This window comes from Gardnerella sp. KA00390 (assembly GCF_049244075.1).
GTDB lineage: Bacteria > Actinomycetota > Actinomycetes > Actinomycetales > Bifidobacteriaceae > Bifidobacterium > Bifidobacterium vaginale.
This window is the reverse complement of record NZ_CP058372.1, coordinates 1,376,342-1,394,553: the sequence shown is the minus strand read 5'-3', so window position 1 is coordinate 1,394,553 and position 18,212 is coordinate 1,376,342. Positions and strand designations below refer to the sequence as shown.

The following is an 18,212-nucleotide window of genomic DNA, read 5'->3' as shown; positions in this document are numbered from 1 at the left end:
GGACAAATGAGAAGTATTTGGACGGTTTTGCTAAGTGTTGTCGTCTGGATAGGACGTTTAGCTCAGCAGGCGACTAAGGCTGCTCTTATTTTCCTGATTTCGGTGGCGATGTGGCTGCCGATGTGCCTAACTGCAAACACTGCTGTAGCTGCTGACAGTGGCACTGCTGCGAATGCGGATATCTCTGGTAATTCTGGTAAAAAGGCTGGTAAGGCTGCTGATAAAGCTAAGTCTACTGATAAAGCTAAATCTGCAGATAAGCCTAATGCTGCTGATAATGCCGATATTTCTGCGCCATCGCAACCTCCAGTTTTTGTAGATGGGCAAAACAATGCGTTTGCAAAGCTGAAAAATGGTGTAAGCGTAAATAATAATCTTGCTAACAACGCCGCTAAGGGTGATGCGTCTGATAAAGGACTTATTGACAGTGCTATGATGAGCGCTGCCAAAGGTATGGCTAAGCAGGGTGCATCTTATACTTCTTTTGGCATGGATCGCTCCAATGAAATATTCAATAATACAGAACGATCTTCAAATGGAGACAAAATGGGTTACGATCGCAGCAGGATGGAGTTTCGTCCCGGCTGTAATCGTAATTATGCTCGTTCTGAATGCATTACAGATGATGGTGATGAAACAGGTCATCGAGCGTCAAAAGGTGCTGATATGGAACGTGGAGATAATCCTTGGCGCGAAGATAGTGGTTATGATCAACCTCAGGGTATTTATACGAATAATGACCCAAACTTTACTCCATATCCGCGTGGAACATACCTGCAAAAACGTATACGTAACTTAGCTTATTTGAAAAATAAAAATGGTGTTGATTCTTTAAATCGTATTCAGCTTGACGATGTTCACGATTACATTTTTATGAAACGTACTCCTAAACGTGATGGTAATGGATATATTTGGGATGTACTTGTAAACATGGGTGCGCGCATTCATGGTGCTGCTAAAGCTTTGACCTATTTTGTTGTTCCTAAAGATCAGAGTCTCGACACAAGTAATGGCCAGTATGACCAGTATGTAGAGCGCTTGCATTTTGATGCAAAGAATCGCGGTTGCGCAAAAGATTGGGTTAATCCAAACGGTTTTTGTATTGATGAGGGCACTAGAAAAGAGCCACTTAACGATGGCGAGACCCTTGATAAAGCGTGGTATCGCATTGGTAATTCAAATGCTATAGAAAATGTTGGTGTTTTTGAAGGTGGAACTCAAAGGGATAGAGATGATAGCAATCGTAAACTTGGATTATGTGATTCTTACGGCTTTGACTGCTATCATTCTGGTAACTATGGTTTCCCAAGTGAAGGTGAACATAAAGCTGGTACTCGTCTTCCTCCAGATGGTACTCAAAAATTTAATGACACTTATATAAAATTGATAGATAACCTCTTTTCTGAGCTTCGAGGAACTGATAAAGAGCCACGAGCAAAGATTTTTGCATTACGTAATCAATTTGATGAGAGCAAATCACCTTATAGCTACCATATTCACTATACAACATCGAATAATGGTAAATATGGAAAACTGAGTACTTCCTACTATGGTGCAGGAAGCTATTATGGAGATACTTGGCATGGTCCTCTTTCAAGATACGGTTTAGGCGATCCATATAGTAGGAATCCTAAATACTCTTTGTCAAATTATCGTATTGGATCAGGCCATACAACTTACGAATACACTACTTTGTATCAGCAATGGTATGGAATACCTAATCTTGTAGATATAAATGTGCCGCATTACTCCTTCCTTCGTGGTACACATTTAGGTCCTTTTACTAGCAATAATGGTCAATTATTGGCTCATACTAAGAATATTGATGTTACGAGTTTGTTATTCCAACCTACAAGACAAGAAGTGTGTGATAAAGATACTGAAGCACAATGTGGTAATAATACAGTTTGGGCTAAAGGCCAGCTTTCATTATTGCCAAAGTATAATGCGTCAGAAAACAAGTATGCTCGTGGAAACAGATGGTGGCGAAAACCATTAGATCCTAACACTAATATTAATACAAAAGATTCAAAGTTTGGCATACACGATTTGACTGTTCAATATTGGAATGACAAGCTTCAAATGGGTTCTGCTAAAAAAGTAAAGTACGATATTATTGGTCAAGCGGATGTGTTTAGACCACTGCAGACTCAAGAGTGGCAAGATAATCCAAAATATAGGTCTTCTAAAGATAGTTTAGGAAAAGCTGCAGATTATGTAAATTATCTTGATAACAAGGGTAAAATATATGAATTTGCTCACGCATTGAATCCGCGTTTATATATGCCAGATTCGCATAGTAGTAATAATCTTGAAAACTATAGTAAATATTCAGATTCAGATGACTCTGTTTACTACGGTTCTATTAAGGATGGTAAAATTCCCGGTGATGCTCATGGTTTAGAGTATCCGCTTAACGATAGTTATTTGTATAGCCAAGATTCTGGTGCAAACGCGGCGATTAAAGATCGCGCCATTTATAGTGTTGAATGGACAAATGCAGATGGTTCGCTTAAGAAATCTAACACTCTGAAAGATGCGGAAACGAAGGTTGCTGTAAGAGTACCAGTTGTAAACGTAGTAGACCCTTGCAAGGGTGATGATGACAAAGCTGCTGATAAAGCTGCAGATAAGTCTGCACAAGCGGATGCAGCTGCGAAAAATAAAGATAGTCAAGAGTGTAAGCTTAGGCCGCTAAATGATACAAAGCGTTATATTTGGAAACTTTATGATGCGCCTAGTGGTAAAACAGTTGACCAAAAGTTAACTGGCGACGAAAAAGCAAAATATGCGAAACTTGCAAAAGACTACTTCTCAAATCCTGTAAAAGAAGAATACGCAACCCCAACTAATCCTAATGATGAAAATCGTATTATGCTTCAATTTGGTGAACAGCCAGAAGTAAAGCCAGTGTATGTTGCTGCAAAGTACGCAAAAATAACGTATTGGGATGAGTCTACTGGCGTATTACCACTTGTGTTTACGCATGTTGATGATGAGAAGCCGACTATAGACGTAAAAGTTAGCATCAATGGTGGAGAGCCTAGATCTGTGCCTGAAAATGGTATGAAAATATCGGTTGGCAGCAGAATTAGATTCCTAGTAACTGGTCACGATGATAAACACGTGTACATGGGAACCAAGGAAAAGGTAAAAGATAACAACAATAAAACAGATATACAGTCAACAAGTGAACAATTTAAAGCAACTGCTTTTAATAAATATGATCAATCTAAGCCTGTAGGCGTTGATAGTGCTACAGATCAATCAGGTTATGTAACTACAAGTGAAACAAATGGTCCTGAACTTAAATCTAATGATTCTGGTGTTAAAGAGTTTACGTTCCACGCTTGGGATGATGCTGGAAATAAGGTTCAAAAAAAGATTAAGCTTATTATAACTGGCGATGAGTTTACTGCTCCTAATGTTCGTTGGCAAAAACAGGCAAATGGTAGATACGTTGGTAAAGTTAATCTTTTAACAAAATCTAAGCAAGTTGCAGTATTAGCTGTTCGCATATGGAAAAGAGGTGAGCCAAAGCAGAAGCCTGTAGGAGAAACTGATACATTCAGAATATTTAGTGATTGTCCTAATAAATCATGCCACGGTATTATGTTAACTCGTCAAGCAGGTGAAGATTGGCAACAGCTTAACGATGATAAACCTGATCATTCGTACTTTACTAACTTTATGCCTTATGAGAAGGATATAACATTTGATCCAAAAACTGGTGAAATAACTATCCCAGAGCATTTGGCAGAGATTGGTTCAAGAATTTATGCGGGTGTTGGCAATAATGCTTCTCAGCTTCAAACAACTTTGAATGCATCTTCTGACCCATTGCCATTAGATATGACTTGGCCAGACGATGGCATGGTTCAGGTGAACCCGTATGAGCTGAATCCTTCCGAAAAACAAGGTTTGATAGATAGAATTAAGCAAAAGAATCCGCGTTTGTTCCAATACCGAAAAGATGAAATTGGTTGGTCGAAAGATGAAACTAAAACTCTTGGCGGCACAAGCGATAAATATTCTTGTAAAGGCAACACAAAGCAGTATAAAATCTGCCTTTCTGTAACTCCTGACACTAAAAATACAGCTCAAGGTAAGTCAGGTTCAGAAAAGACTTTTAAAGTAGTAAAAGCAACTGGTACGGGCAATGACACTAAAGATGATCAAAATCAGGAAACTGTACTTGATCCAAAGCAGAAGAAAATCACGCGATTTGTTAATATTCGTGCAGATTATGATTGGTCATACGGCAGTGGAAAAATAAACGGTCGTAACACAGACGATGGCTTTAAGTGGTACGGTCGTGATGAAAATAGCTCACAGTATTTGGTGTACAGATTCAACATTAACCAAGGTGATAATAAAAACTTCAACACGAATGAGGCTTTGAGCTTATTCCAAGGCACAAAGAAAAGCCGATGGCTTAGAAACCAAATACAGCCATCACTATACCCATTGAACACTAATGATGCTAATTCTACTAATAAGACAACTATAGAAAAGCTGTGGGGTGGATACAACAGCATGCCTAATCGTGGTGATGGAATTGGCTACGCTCGTAAAGTAAATAATGCGCGCGGAGAATGGGCTAATATCGTTGATTTAGTTAATTACAGTAATCTTGGCGGCGGTCAGACTATATTCACCAATAACATTACTGATAAAGATAATTTTGTTCAGCCTCAAGGTTACGTTATGCCAGGTGGCGAAGATTATAATCAGCAAGATTCTGGAGCTAATATTGGTGCTGCTATTCTAAAGAAAAGTGGTAATAAATACCCTTTGCATGCGCAGCTATATATTTTCAACGGTAATCCGTGGAGAGAATTAGAGGCCAGAGACGAGGGTGACAAAGATCACACGCCAAATGTAATTAACGTGTGGTTCGTGCCAGTAGACAAGAACAAGCCGTGGATTTCAGTAAAAGATGCTAACGATCCTAGTAAGAAGCTTCTTGGCGAGTGTAATCCTACTAAAACAAATGCTAATTCTTGCGGAACTGTTACGACTATTGATATGAACAAGACTGATGTTACAAAGCAGTCGGGATTATTCAACGTAGTAGATTTGCTTGCACTGGATGATGATTTCAATGTTGCAGATAAGACTACGCATGTAAGCAAAGCTTTGAAGGATACTCTGAGCATAGACATTGAAGCAGAAGGTGCAACAGATCCGAAAACTAAAAAAGCTCCTCGCGTAAGGTTTGTAACAGGAGGCAATACAAATAAGGAACTGTTGCGCGGATTTATAGAAAAATGGCGTGGAAACGATTCTAAAAATTCTCCAACCTTCAAGATGATTGCGCAAGTAACTGACGACTCTGGAAACAAGAGTGACGAAGCAGTAGTAGGCAAATTCAAGTTCAATTGGACTGTAGCTAAAGCTCCAGTTGTGCGAGCATACGATGGTAATCACTATAATGATTTGTCTGGTTCAGGCGTGTGGCTTCATGATTGGGAAGGAGCCTCTGCTCCTAATTACAGCAATAAGGTGTCTGTGATTTCTGGAAATAATGCAACTCGACTCGTAGTGTATTTTGCTCGCGCAAAGAAAGCTGCAGCAAAAACTGGTAATACAGTATCGCTAAGGAATGCTGGTGCTAATGCAATATACAGTAGAAGTGCAGATGCTACTACAGGTATAAATGATGATAGTGATATTAGTGAATCATTGGCATTATGTAGAGCTAAAACAGGTGATAGGTGGAGTTTGTGTGATGGCTACACGTTCCCAGAAGGGCTAAGTACAAATGATCTAAATCAGACAGCATTTGGTGGCGATAAAACTGCAATATTGTTCCCATCAGGTTTCCTAGCCCCTGGAAGCGTAGTGCGTGCAAGGAATCGCACTGGATCTTACGGACCTTGGTCAGATATGCCTGGCGTTAAATCCGAAAATTTGGATGAGTTAGCAAATGATGCTAATGAAACTACTTCTGTTAATAATGATTTGAAGAAGCTTTCAGGTAGTGAAAATGTAAGTCAGGCTCAAAACGGAGCAAATAGTGCAAAAGAAGAAGACATGCGAGGTGTTCAATCAGTTGACTCTTTGTCTTCTAAGAGAAGTTCTGTATGCCGTCCTGAAAGTAAGGCTCCAAAGGTGTGGAGTGAACCGTCTGACTGTGTATTCTTCCCAGTCGTAGTCAATAAGAAAGTAGTACAAGTGCATCCACTGCTTCTGAATGATTCCGAAAAGCGTGCTGTGAATCATGTATTGCGCAACGGAAATGCAGGAGGCAAATGGCTAGACTCGGGTGATAACGATTCGCTCGATAATGCTACTAATACAAGAAGTGGTGTTAGTGTAGACAATAGTAACGCTAGCTTAGATGATGATGACGATACTCTTGCCGCAAATGAGTCGAAAGTTACGTGGAAACGTGGGAACTATGTTGCTCCTCAAAAACAGGATGATGGACGCAATAATTACTCTAATGTAGGTAGCGAGCAGGACTCGTTTATACTTACGCGCGGATGGCGTAGGAGAACTGTAACGCCAGAGCCTAGGCGCAATATTGTAACAAGATTTGCTAAGCTGCGAAGTGATAGTAATTCTGCCGCTGACTACACGATTACTTGGGATAAGAAGAAGCCATATATTGGTGAGCGTTCTAGCGACCCTGGCTTTGAACTGGTTGGCGCGCCTGGTCATCAATCGCTTGTGTACCGTTATAACGCGAGTACGAAAGACAAGCGCATCGATTTAAACCAATTACAGAATGCTCTCACTCTTAAGCCGAATGTTCCATCTGGTATGAGTGAAGATGAGTTTAAGAAGATTCAACCATCTTTGCGCGTTGTAAGTGGTACAGATAAGAAAAATGGCGAAGGTAGTAAGGAAGTTACGGTACAGCTCCCTGATGGCAAAACTAGAGTAGATAAATTCGGCAATGGCTCTGGTTTCTTCACGCTGAACGATGAGTATATCAATATACCTGATTTAGTATTAGGTAATGGAAACTATGGTGGCGGATTAAATGTTTCTAACACTAATGGCATGAATTACAGTACATTGGGTAATAATTATTTGAATATGAGTCCTCAAGATATTACTGTGAACAAATGGTGTGAGGGCGGTGATACTGCAAATCCAAATTGTACGAGTGTCAATTCTGAATCATTTAATCTTGAAAAAGTTTTAGGCGGACATAAGAACATAGAAACTGCAGATGACATAAAAGGAACATCTAAAAAGGCTATTGCTCCAGTTTATGCTTTGTCGCTTTCTAACGGTTGGGCAATGAATAGCTTAAAGAACACGTATGGCTATAATGCACAAACTCATTTTAAGAATGTTGCCTCTGCACCTACACTTCTTCCAGTATACGTAGTGCCGGTTGATGTAATAAAGCCTAAAGCTGAATCTATAGGTTCGCTTAAATCTTCGACTATGGCTAAACCTTACGAGGTTAGTGCTAATGACATTAAGTTCACTTTCACAGGTAATCCAGACACTAACGGTAAAGTGGGCGGCAAAGAATTGTTAGTAGATGCTAGCGATGATTTTGATTCTCGAGACGTAGTTGAGAAGAATCTTCAAGTATGCGTGCGTTGGATGAACAATAACAAGCCTCAAGATAAAGATTGCACGCCTATTTTGAAGCGCGATAATAGCGGAAACGCAAGTGTAGATTCTGACAAATTGCAGCAGATGCTTGTCACTCATGGCAATACGGCTGTTTACGCCGTATACGCGCAGACAAAAGATAAGTCAGATAATAAGAGCGTTGGCTATGATGAGAGTAAAGAAACAGCTCCTATCATAGGCTACATAAAGATTACTGGCATCAACGTGTCGCCGATTCCGCTGCCGTTTACTGGTGGAAACGCTGCTATTACGTATACCTTCCTGTTCGGCATATTAATGGCACTCTTCATCGCGTCGGGCGCATTCGGTAGGCGCGGATGGTTGGCGTCTGTGCTTAGCGGAAACGGATTTAGTGGCGAGTTAACGTACAGCAAGCATTGCAACGTTTCGGCAGAACCGTTGCGCTGCAGGAGATTGTTTGGCCTTATCTACAAAAATCGCCATTAAATTTTGCACGTTTTGCTATTCCTAAATCGGAGTCAAGTATAGTAAATCTTATTTATGTAAAACATTGAAGAACATAGATGAGAGTTAAAAATTATTTGAAAGCGAGATAAGAATGAGCGAAACACTAGTCTTGGCGCGCAAAGATTACGTTACAAGAACCATGATTCGAATTATTGCAATAGTTTCGTCCATTTACGGAATGGCAATGTCTTGGGATTCAATGGCACTAACGTATTTTACGAATCTTTCTAACTTGATGATTTGTGTTGCGCTGCTTGGCTCGCTGATTTTAGACACGCGAAGTGCGCTTAAATCTAAAAGCGATGAACAGAGTGAGCGCGCTGGAGCCTGGGTGGATGCAAAGCCAAACGCATGGTACATTTTTAAATTTATGATGACGATTTCAATCGCCGTCACTTTTACGCTGTACCTGTGCTTTTTGGCTCCTACAAACAAGCTCGGATTTGTTGGCGCGTACATGAACAATGGGTGCTCAAGCTTATGCGTGCATTTTATAACGCCGCTGCTTGCGATTTTTGACTTTGTTCTTTTTGATTACAAGTACAAGTCCAGCCGCGCTCACGTTTATTTTGCTACGATTCCGCCGCTCACTTACGTTGCGTACGCTGTGTGCTTAAGCGAGTTTGCTGGCGTGCGATGGGGAGAGCATGCTATGGCAGCGCCGTACAACTTTTTGAACTACAAAGCTCCTGCAGGATGGTTTGGTTTTGCGCCAAACACGTTTAATTCCACAACGCTTGGAGTGGGTGTTGTTTATTTGCTTGCCATTTTTACGCTGATTTTTATTGGCATTGGAATAGCATTTCTTGCGATTAAAAACGCTCGCGCTACGCGACTTCTTAGTCAACAATAGTTAGCGCAGCTAATCTGCGCTATCGCTATTTCCGCCTTTTGTTGCTAATTTTGCCGTTTAGAGCTACAAAAAGCGGAAGAATAGCTCGCGCCAGTTGATAGAATTGTGTTTATGTGTACGGAAGATTCTGCGCTAGATGCTGTTCAATCGTTGCTTGATGGCAGTCTTAAAAACACCAGCGAACGCCACACCAATGTTTTGTTGGTGTTTGGCGCTCCAAATTCTGGAAAGTCAAGTTTCGCTCTAAACGCTCTTCTATGCGGTTTGCGAGCTAATTGGAAGAATACGCAGGACTCTAAATACGATGAAGCCGTACAGCTTTTACTCAAACATGCGATTCGCACTGATTTTGCTATCGCCGTAGCCCAGAATCGTGCAACTGCCGCACGCATGTCTAACTACGTAATAAGCAATCTTGGTGTTTCATACCAGTCTCGTCCAGTTGGCACTCTTTCCGCTTTTGCATTCAGCCTGATTTCCGCACGAAATAAGCTTTTTGGAATACCATCTCCTAAATTGCTTAACGGCGCTGAACAAGATGCGATTCTTCGCGAAATAGTGCGAATGCATGTTAATCATGTTTTGCAAGGCGATAGCGGTGATTGCAAAATCTGCTCGCTTTTTAACGATTATTTTTCTGGAGAGTATTCTAAATCTTTGCAAGATGGTGATTATAAATCACATGATTCTTGGATTTACGTAATATCGCAGTTGCAAAACAGTGATAATCTTATGGATTCGTTCGACTCTACAGATTATCGGAATGCACAAAATGCTCATAATGCGCATAATGCTTATAATGCTCAAGATACTCAGGATTTGCCAATAAATAGTGCTTTCATTCATCAACTTCGCGATATGCTCGCTCGACTAGACGAAATGGGAATTGTAAGCGAATCTGCAGAGTTGCAAATATTAAATAGCCTTAATTTTCAGTCGCATTTACAATCTGGCTCTAGTTCCGATTTGCTTGCAACTTTGCAGGCGGATTTGCAATCTTCTAGCATTGCTAATCGTTTGCGTGTGCAATGGAATTTGGCTTTTGCACTTCGTAGTCAGTATGCGGATTGTGTGCGGAAAAAATATCCAAATGCTTTTAGATTAGATTCTTCTAAACTTTTGGCTAACGGTGTTCAAATTTTGAATGAGATTTTTAAGAGTTTATATGATGATAATACAGAAGAATCGTCGGTTGCTTGCGACTATTCAGCTTACTCTTCAAAGGATTTTTCTAAAGAATTATTTGCGCTTAAATGTTCACTTCCACGTCTTTTGGTGGTAGATGATTTTCATGATGTAACACTTGCTGGACTTGCATTTCTTGAGTCTCTATCTAGTTTGGGCGTTCGTATTGTTTTAACGGCAAACCCAGACGAATCTGTGCAATCCTTCCGTGGATCATACCCAGATTATGTGGTTGAAGCTGCTCAGCATGGTGTTATGCAAGCAGCGGTACTTAAAATTTGTGACTACAGGATTGACGGTGTAGCTGAGTCTTACAATGATCCCAATGATCCCAATGATCCCAATGACTATGTAGATTCTTCAAATACTTCAGATTTGCTAAAACAAAATAGTCGCTCAATTCCACTGAGTCTTTTTTCGTCCAGGGTTTCGCTTTCAATCCCTTCGCTTATGCCAACGCCAATGCCTATCGCCCGAAGGGCTTGGAAGATGGCAAATGTTAAAGGCGCTTTTCCTATAGAAAAAATCGAATCAAATTCGCAAGAAACAGAAAATTCTTCGGTTTCTGGCGACTTGTATCGTACTGCGCGCGAAGAAATGGATTGTGTTATTTGGCAAATAAAACGCGCTCACTTAGATCACAAAATCCCGTGGAAAAATATGGCTGTGATTGCTCACGATAATGCTACTGTTCGTGCTTTCGGCGAGCGACTTCGCAAAGATGGTGTTCCTGTGCGATACTCGTCCGTTACTCGTGCTCTCAGGGAAGAGCCGTTTATAAAAGCACTGTTTGCGCTTATTGAATTGGCGCAATTTAGCCAAAATAGCGTGGATAATTTAGCTAAAGACGTATCTTTAGGAACTCGCACTATTTCTTCGATTGCGCGTTTTGTGAAAAGTCGCATAAAAACCATAATGGATAGTCCCCTGATAGATTCAGATAATTATAATTGTGCTGATTTAAGTGCTGTAGAAGCGCTTATGCGTTCCATTGTCTCTCTTAGTGACATGGTTAAATCTAAGGAAAATTCCCCTCTTAGCGTTCTTATACGACAGTGGGATTTGCTGCAAAATCAGCTTTTAAACAAGACTGATTCTAAGAATGATGGTTTGGATGCTAATTTTAACTTCGACAATCGTATTTTTGATTCAAATCCAAACCCTAATTCCACGCGATTTAGTGTTGATTCCTGCTATCTTCTGATAATTAAAGCGCTTATTGATAGTTGTGCTATTGATAAATCAATGGATTGTGATGATTTTAGTGTTGATTCCTGCGATTCTGATTTATTGGATAAGTCACCAGCTGATAAGTCACCAGCTAACCAAACTCAATCTGATCAAACTACAGAAATTTTTTCTGTTTTGCAAAAAATGCGCCCAAACAGTGTTCATCTTCGTACTTTAATGCGCGTTTTTAAAATCACGTCTAAACTATCTAAGATTTTAAAACAAGATTTAGCAAAAATTCAAAATAGTGAAACAAACGAGGCTAGTTACATACTTGGGCAGGCGTGGAATCTTTGTAATTGCGCTAAAAAGTGGCAGATTCAAGCGCTTAAAAACAACGATGAAGGTCGTCTTGCAAACGATAGACTAGATGCTGCTATGCGATTATTTGAGTATGCTAATTCGTTTAATTACATAGATTCGCGTGCGGATTATTACGAGTCGTCGGTTGCTGGCGACTATTCTGCAGCGGCACCAACAATCACACAGTTTATTGATCAAGTTCGTCAAATGGAAATTGAAGCTGATTCTCTTGCCAGTGTTGCTCCTGTTCCTGATTCTGTAACGCTCACAACTCCGTCTGGCTCGGTTGGTTCTCGCTGGGATTATGTGTGGATTCCAGCCGTACAGCAGCGAGTCTGGCCAAATACTGCGGCTCGAAGCACAATGTTTGGGGCAGAAACTCTAGTAAACATGGTGTTAAATAATAGGATTTTCGGCTCAGTAAACCTTAAATCTAATAATTCTAAAAATTCATCATTATTAGATGAATACGCTAATCCTAATGGAATTTGCGTAAACGATAGACAAGCGATTTTTACTGGAGAGCAGCGAAGCTTTTTAATGGCGATTACGCGCGCCAACCGTCATCTATTTATAAGCGCGGTTAATAGTGATGATTGTGTTCCTTCTGATTTTCTCTACTACTATTTGCCAGAAATATATTGGCGTAATGCGGATGGAAGTAGTGAATACACTGATTTCTGTGAAGATTTTGCTGTAATGGATGCGGATCCTAGAGGGCTTGTTGCTTCGGCGCGAACACAAGTAGCGCGTGCAATATATGAATCAGAAAATAGTCACAACTTAGACGGAAATCCTACTGTTAAAGATGCTTTAACAGCGTTGAATCTTTTGAAAAATAATGGAGTGGATTCGGCAAATCCAGAAAATTGGGATTTTATTCGTAAAAATTACGGTTCTAAGACCGAAGAGAAATCTATTGAAACCGAATCAAAATCAAACTTAATCACACTATCTCCATCAATGGTGGATAGTCTTTGGTCATGTCCAGTCTGTTGTCTTTTAGAGCGAAAATTTGCAGGTCCTACACGTGGAGGAACGGCAGCACAATTCGGCACGCTTATTCATGAAACTGCTAGATGGGCAAGTCAAGATGAGCATTTAGACAACGAGTATTTACGCGAAAAATATCCACAATTGCAAGCGTTTGCTGCGGTTAAAAATGACAAAGTTAGAGAATTGCCTGACTTTGATTTTTCGTTTGAATCTATAAGCGCTTTACAAAAAAAGGCTATTGAAGATGTTGCAAACACTATGATTGAGCATTATTATTCGATTTGCCCAAGCGATTCCAATATTTCAGACGTAAAAGACCGATATCGTTTTATAAAAAATGATTTAAATGTTCGACGAGCGCTTTATACGATTGCTCAATATTTTGTAGGTTCTTTAACTGGATCAAACTACCCGATTATGGCAAAAAAAGATGAAGACGGTGTGGTTACTGATATTTTACCAGCGTTAGAAAGGTCGAAGTCTGCAAAACCTACAATTGCAGACGTCGATTTGGGGAATCTTGAACATGCCTATTGCGAGTGCAATATAAATGCCACTTTTGGATTCGACGATATTTTAAACGCCTATAATCGTGCGTCTAAAACGCAAACAAGCTTGGAAGATCTTTATTCAATAATGGGATTCTTAGTAGGCGGATGGCAAAATGGCGCGTCTAGCGATTTGCGAGTGAGGATTCAAGGTCGAATTGACCGTATGGAAATTAGAAAGTTAAATGACAATACGGAACAAATTCGCTTAATCGACTATAAAACAGGAAAAGTTCCTAAAACGCAGCAGGTGTTTAACGATTTACAACTTATCTGCTATCAGCTTGGGATTGTGTTTTGTAACGAAAACGTTGAAGACGTTAAACAATTGCTTAAATTTAAGCATACAAAAATCGCGCGAAGTGCGCTGTTTCACGTTGTATACAAAGATTCTCCTGCTCAAGATAATGGTGTTGCAGAAAACATTTGTCAGCCGTCTTTGTTTGATGCTGATGGCGCGTTGAGCACTAAAGGACTGATAAGTCGATACAGGTATGCAGATGATAATCGTCTTTACGAACTTCCAGATATTGATGCGCAAAATCCTGCGGACGGTGTGAGTCAGAATGCGTGGTCGGATTTTGTAAACCTGCCTATGAGAACAAAATGGTCTCTTATGATGATATCTCGAGTATTCTTTGCTGCTTCTGCTGTTAAGTCAACCAGTTTTGTTGTTGAGCCAAAAGCAGACCATAAAAATCATTGCAGATGTTTAGATGTATGTCCTGGTTGCGCTGGAAAAGTGGACACGGTTTACGAAATGATTGAAGGTAAAAATGAATAATAACAACGTTAACGCCGTAAAATCCACACCTAATAGTGCTCCAAGTTTAGAGCAAAAAAACGTTATAGAAGCGCCGATTAATCAAGACGTGCTAATAGTTGCTGGAGCTGGCAGCGGCAAAACATACACTATGACTCGTCGCGTAATACATTTAATTAAAAGCAAAGTTCCGCCAGAATCCATATTGGGATTAACCTTTACAAACAAGGCGGCTGCGGAATTGCTAAGTCGCGTTTCTGCAGAGGTGAGTGCAAGCGGTGAAAATGGCGCAAAGTCATTCTTAAAGCCAGAAGTTATGACGTACGACGCGTTCTTTCAATCAATCGTAAGAAGATACGGGCTTTTGGTTGGCTTTAATCAAAACACAATGCCATTAAGCGATGCTGGCTCGATGGAAATCATAAAAAGTATAATCGGAAAATATTTAGATAATCCACAAAATCACAATAAAAATTTAAACAAATTATATGATTTTGACACGTTATGTTCAGATGTTATGAAACTTTGTGCTGAAATATCATGCTCAATGATAGGTGTAGACGCGCAAGGAAACACTTGTTCCAGTGTGCCTCAAGCAGTACAAAAAATACGAGAGTGGAATAACGAATTTGCAGAACACTTAAAAAATGTCATAGGAAACAAGAAAGTCGAATCGCCATTACCTGCTAAATCACCAGCAATACCAAAATATAGGAAAGTCAAAAAAACTGCTGGAATGAGTGAGGAAGACGTTACAAAAACATCTTCAGAAAAATTTAAACAAGCGTGTAAAAAATACGAAAAATATTGGGATGATTCATGCTTGCAACTCTGCGTGAATCTATACAACTCATGTGTAAAAAGAGACATACTGTTAGATCTTGTTTTGCAATTTGATGCTGAAAAAAAGCGCGTAAACATGGCACAATTTAGCGATTTTACAATCGCAGCCTACTATTTAGTAACACATTTTCCATCTATTTGTGCACAGTACAAAAATCAATATTCGCAAGTGCTTTTAGATGAGTATCAAGACACTTCCACAACTCAATCAATGCTTATAAACACGCTGTTTCATGCGGAGAATGGTGGCGAGAATGGTGCGGATAGTGATGGCGATTTTGCGGCGTCAAAGCGTACACACGTTATGGCAGTAGGAGACCCATTCCAAGCAATCTACTCGTTTAGAGGAGCGTCTACAGGAGCTTTCTGCAAATTTGAACAAGACTTTAATATAAACAAACAAAACAAATATTCACTAACTGTTACACGCAGAAACTCGCTGTTTATACTAAAAGTTGCAAACGCACTAACTGAGCCGATGCGCGGAGAAAATGGCGATAATTCAACGCAAAACGCAAGTCGTAGATTTAGCAGCATTGACGATCGCGAAGTGCAAGTAGAAACCTTAAAGCCAAAAGAGGATGCGCCAAATGGCACGATTGCAGCGCTATTTATGCCATCTCAGGCAGAAGAAATCGACGCAGTAGTGCGATTTGCGCAAAAAATTATAGAAAAGCAGGAAAAGCAGGAAAGTCAAGGATCACAAGTATCTCAAGTATCGCGCGAACCACAATTGGCAATACTATTTAGAAGTAAAGCAAATATGCCAAAATATGCTGAAAAATTAGAATCAGCAGGTATAAGAACAAGCATAGTAGGATACTCATCGTTAATCGAAAAGCCAGCAGTTAAAGATGTATTAAGCCTCCTAAAAGTAGTGCAAGATCACAGCGACTCAAACTCACTTATGCGACTTCTAGCCACACCTCGTTTTGCGCTATCTACCGACGATTTGGGGGCATTAGCTGCAATCGCAAATAGCGCAAACACGGAATATCTTTACAACATTTACTCGTCGGCAGGATTATTAGAAGCAGATCTTCCTAAAAGTCAGTGGGATTCTGCCGTTCGCAATCTTAGAAACAAGGCGAATAGTGGGGAAATATCTGGGCAAGTCATAAATATTTATGGCGGAGTTTATTTAGCAGACCTAATAATGCGTGATTTTTCCACAAAAAACGACCAGTGGGTTAATCAAATGCAGCAAAAACTTAGCATTAGAGGGTTTGATGCAGTAAAAAGACTCAGTAAAATCCTACATAATGTAGAAGGCGTACAAAGAAACTCGCTAACAAACGTAATGCAAGCCGCTGTTCAAGCTCTTAATGTAGACATAGATACAGCAGTGGGGTCTGCCTTAAAATACAAGGATTTTAGCAACCAAATCATGCTGGACGACATGCGTAGTGTGTTAGATTCGCTAAATGCAATTGTAGAAACATATATTCAGGAAATGGGCGAGTGGCAGGACGTAAGTTTACGCGGACTAATAAGCTGGATTGACTCAGCAAAAAATCTTGATTCTCAGTCAGGATCCTCTGTTTCATCTTCGTCTCAAACAGAACCAGCGCAAGTCGTGCTAATGACAGTTCACCAATCCAAAGGTTTGCAATGGCCTGCTGTTGCTGTAGTTGGTCTAAATGAGGGCGCTTTTCCAAGTAATCAAGGAGATTCGCTAAAAGTTGATGATAATGGGCAAGCAAGCGCTCGCATACCGATTGAGTTTGGTGCAAGCGTGCCTTGCGCATTGCGCGTGGATGCCAACATTTTGCCGCATTTTCCGCATACAGTCACGCGCACTGAGGCAATGCACCCAGAAAAAGCAATGCAAAGTTTAGATAGTGTGCAAAAGATTTTTGACGAGATTAAGCCAGATAGAATCAAAGCTTTGTGCGATTTTGCGGAGGCTGTTAAAGAAGTAGATTCTTGCGATTCTTCGGATTCTGGCGATTTTTTGAGTGAAGAAACAAAGCGCGTTTACAATTCGTATAAATCCCAGCAAAACGTTGATTTTATGCCATTTACGCAAAGTGAGGAGCGCGGAATTCAGCTTCACATGGATGAGCGTCACCTTATGTATGTTGCTCTTACGCGCGCAAAGTTCGCTGCTCTTTTAACAGGATCAGCTACATCTGGAGATAGCGCTCAAAGTGGCAGAAAGCGCAGTGCGTCAGTGTTTCTTAACGAATCAATAAATGCTATTAAAAATCTCAATGGAGCTATCGAAGTACAACGCTGTGATTCAGATGAGGAAAATAAAACAGAATCTAAAGAATCAAAAGAATATGATTTAAGTCAAAATGGCTTAAATCAGGATGTTTCAAATCAGGATGTTTTCGGTTTTATAGCTGGAGACGATGCTCAGGAATTTGCTGCAGAATTTAGCAAAATCGCGCCTCAGTCTGACTCATCAAGTTTAGAGCCAACACTTAAATGGCCTTGCACATTGAGCAGTACTATAGAAAAATCCTTAATAGAATCAGCAAAACTCGTAGAAAACTGCGATTCTGATTTAGAATCCGTATACGATTCATCCATAAACACAAACCCTAAATCGTTGCTCTACAAGGCAAAAATCTTCATACAAGACGCGGACTTAACATCACAAAATGACTGCGAGTATTCGCTAGAAGAATTAGCCGAAAAAGTGAATAAAATATCTAGCGAATCAAGACTAAACGTAACATCGTTGCAAAAAATAAGCAAAATCGCACAAAATGCAAAAACAAGCGTTTACAACAATCTATTGGCTTGCATTAGACCAATCCCGTCCATTCCTTCAATAGATGCAAACCTAGGCACAAAATTCCACGCTTGGGCGCAACAGTTTGTAGACTCAGCAACACCGAGCGAATCTTGCGCATGCTACGAGTGGAAAAACATTGTAAAACATGGAATATCGTTAGAAAAAACGCCTGAAAACAGACAAAAAGTTATAGATGATTTTAATCAAAGTTGCAAAGATTCAGATTCGCAAAGTTGCGCATTAAATCAATGGAAGCAACGGCTTATAGAATCGCGTTGGGCAAAACGAGTGCCGCTAGCTGCAGAAATGCCGATTTTAATGCAAATCGACGATTCTGCGTTTGCAGATAGAATCATCAACGGTACTTTGGACGCTGTTTTTGCAGGAGGATTAGACGCTGGCGATACTACAAAACTCTACACAATCGTTGACTGGAAGACGGGAAAGCGGCCAAAAAGCGTGGAAGATATTCGCCTAAAACTAGAGCAGCTCGACTGGTATAGGATGCTGCTTGCGCGCGCAACAAACGTTGATTTAAGATGCATTGACGCCACTCTTTACTACGTTAGCGAGGCGCGTGCGGAAAATCGCGAGATTCACGCATTGTGTAAAACGCGCGACGAAATTTTGAGTGAAGCGTCTTTTTAAAATCAACTTTTTTGATAATCTAAAAGT

General features: G+C 40.2%; 4 protein-coding genes. All 4 read left to right on the top strand.

Going from position 1 to position 18,212, the window contains the following annotated elements; translation table 11 throughout:
* Nucleotides 1-6: 6 nt before the first annotated feature.
* Nucleotides 7-8,049, top strand: a complete 8,043-nt coding sequence (locus tag HXT53_RS05495) for a cell wall-binding protein (RefSeq protein ID WP_421780127.1) — start codon at nucleotides 7-9, stop codon at nucleotides 8,047-8,049.
* A gap of 112 nt (nucleotides 8,050-8,161) precedes the next feature.
* Nucleotides 8,162-8,923, top strand: a complete 762-nt coding sequence (locus HXT53_RS05490; protein WP_004138616.1) for a hypothetical protein — start codon at nucleotides 8,162-8,164, stop codon at nucleotides 8,921-8,923.
* Between the two features lie 111 nt (nucleotides 8,924-9,034).
* A complete protein-coding gene (locus HXT53_RS05485) occupies nucleotides 9,035-13,969 on the top strand; it encodes a PD-(D/E)XK nuclease family protein (protein WP_421780125.1) in 4,935 nt (1,644 codons plus the stop codon).
* Entirely contained in the window at nucleotides 13,962-18,185 is a 4,224-nt protein-coding gene (locus HXT53_RS05480) for a UvrD-helicase domain-containing protein (protein WP_421780123.1), read from the top strand. Before HXT53_RS05485 ends, HXT53_RS05480 begins: the two co-directional genes overlap by 8 nt.
* The last annotated feature ends 27 nt before the right edge of the window (nucleotides 18,186-18,212 follow it).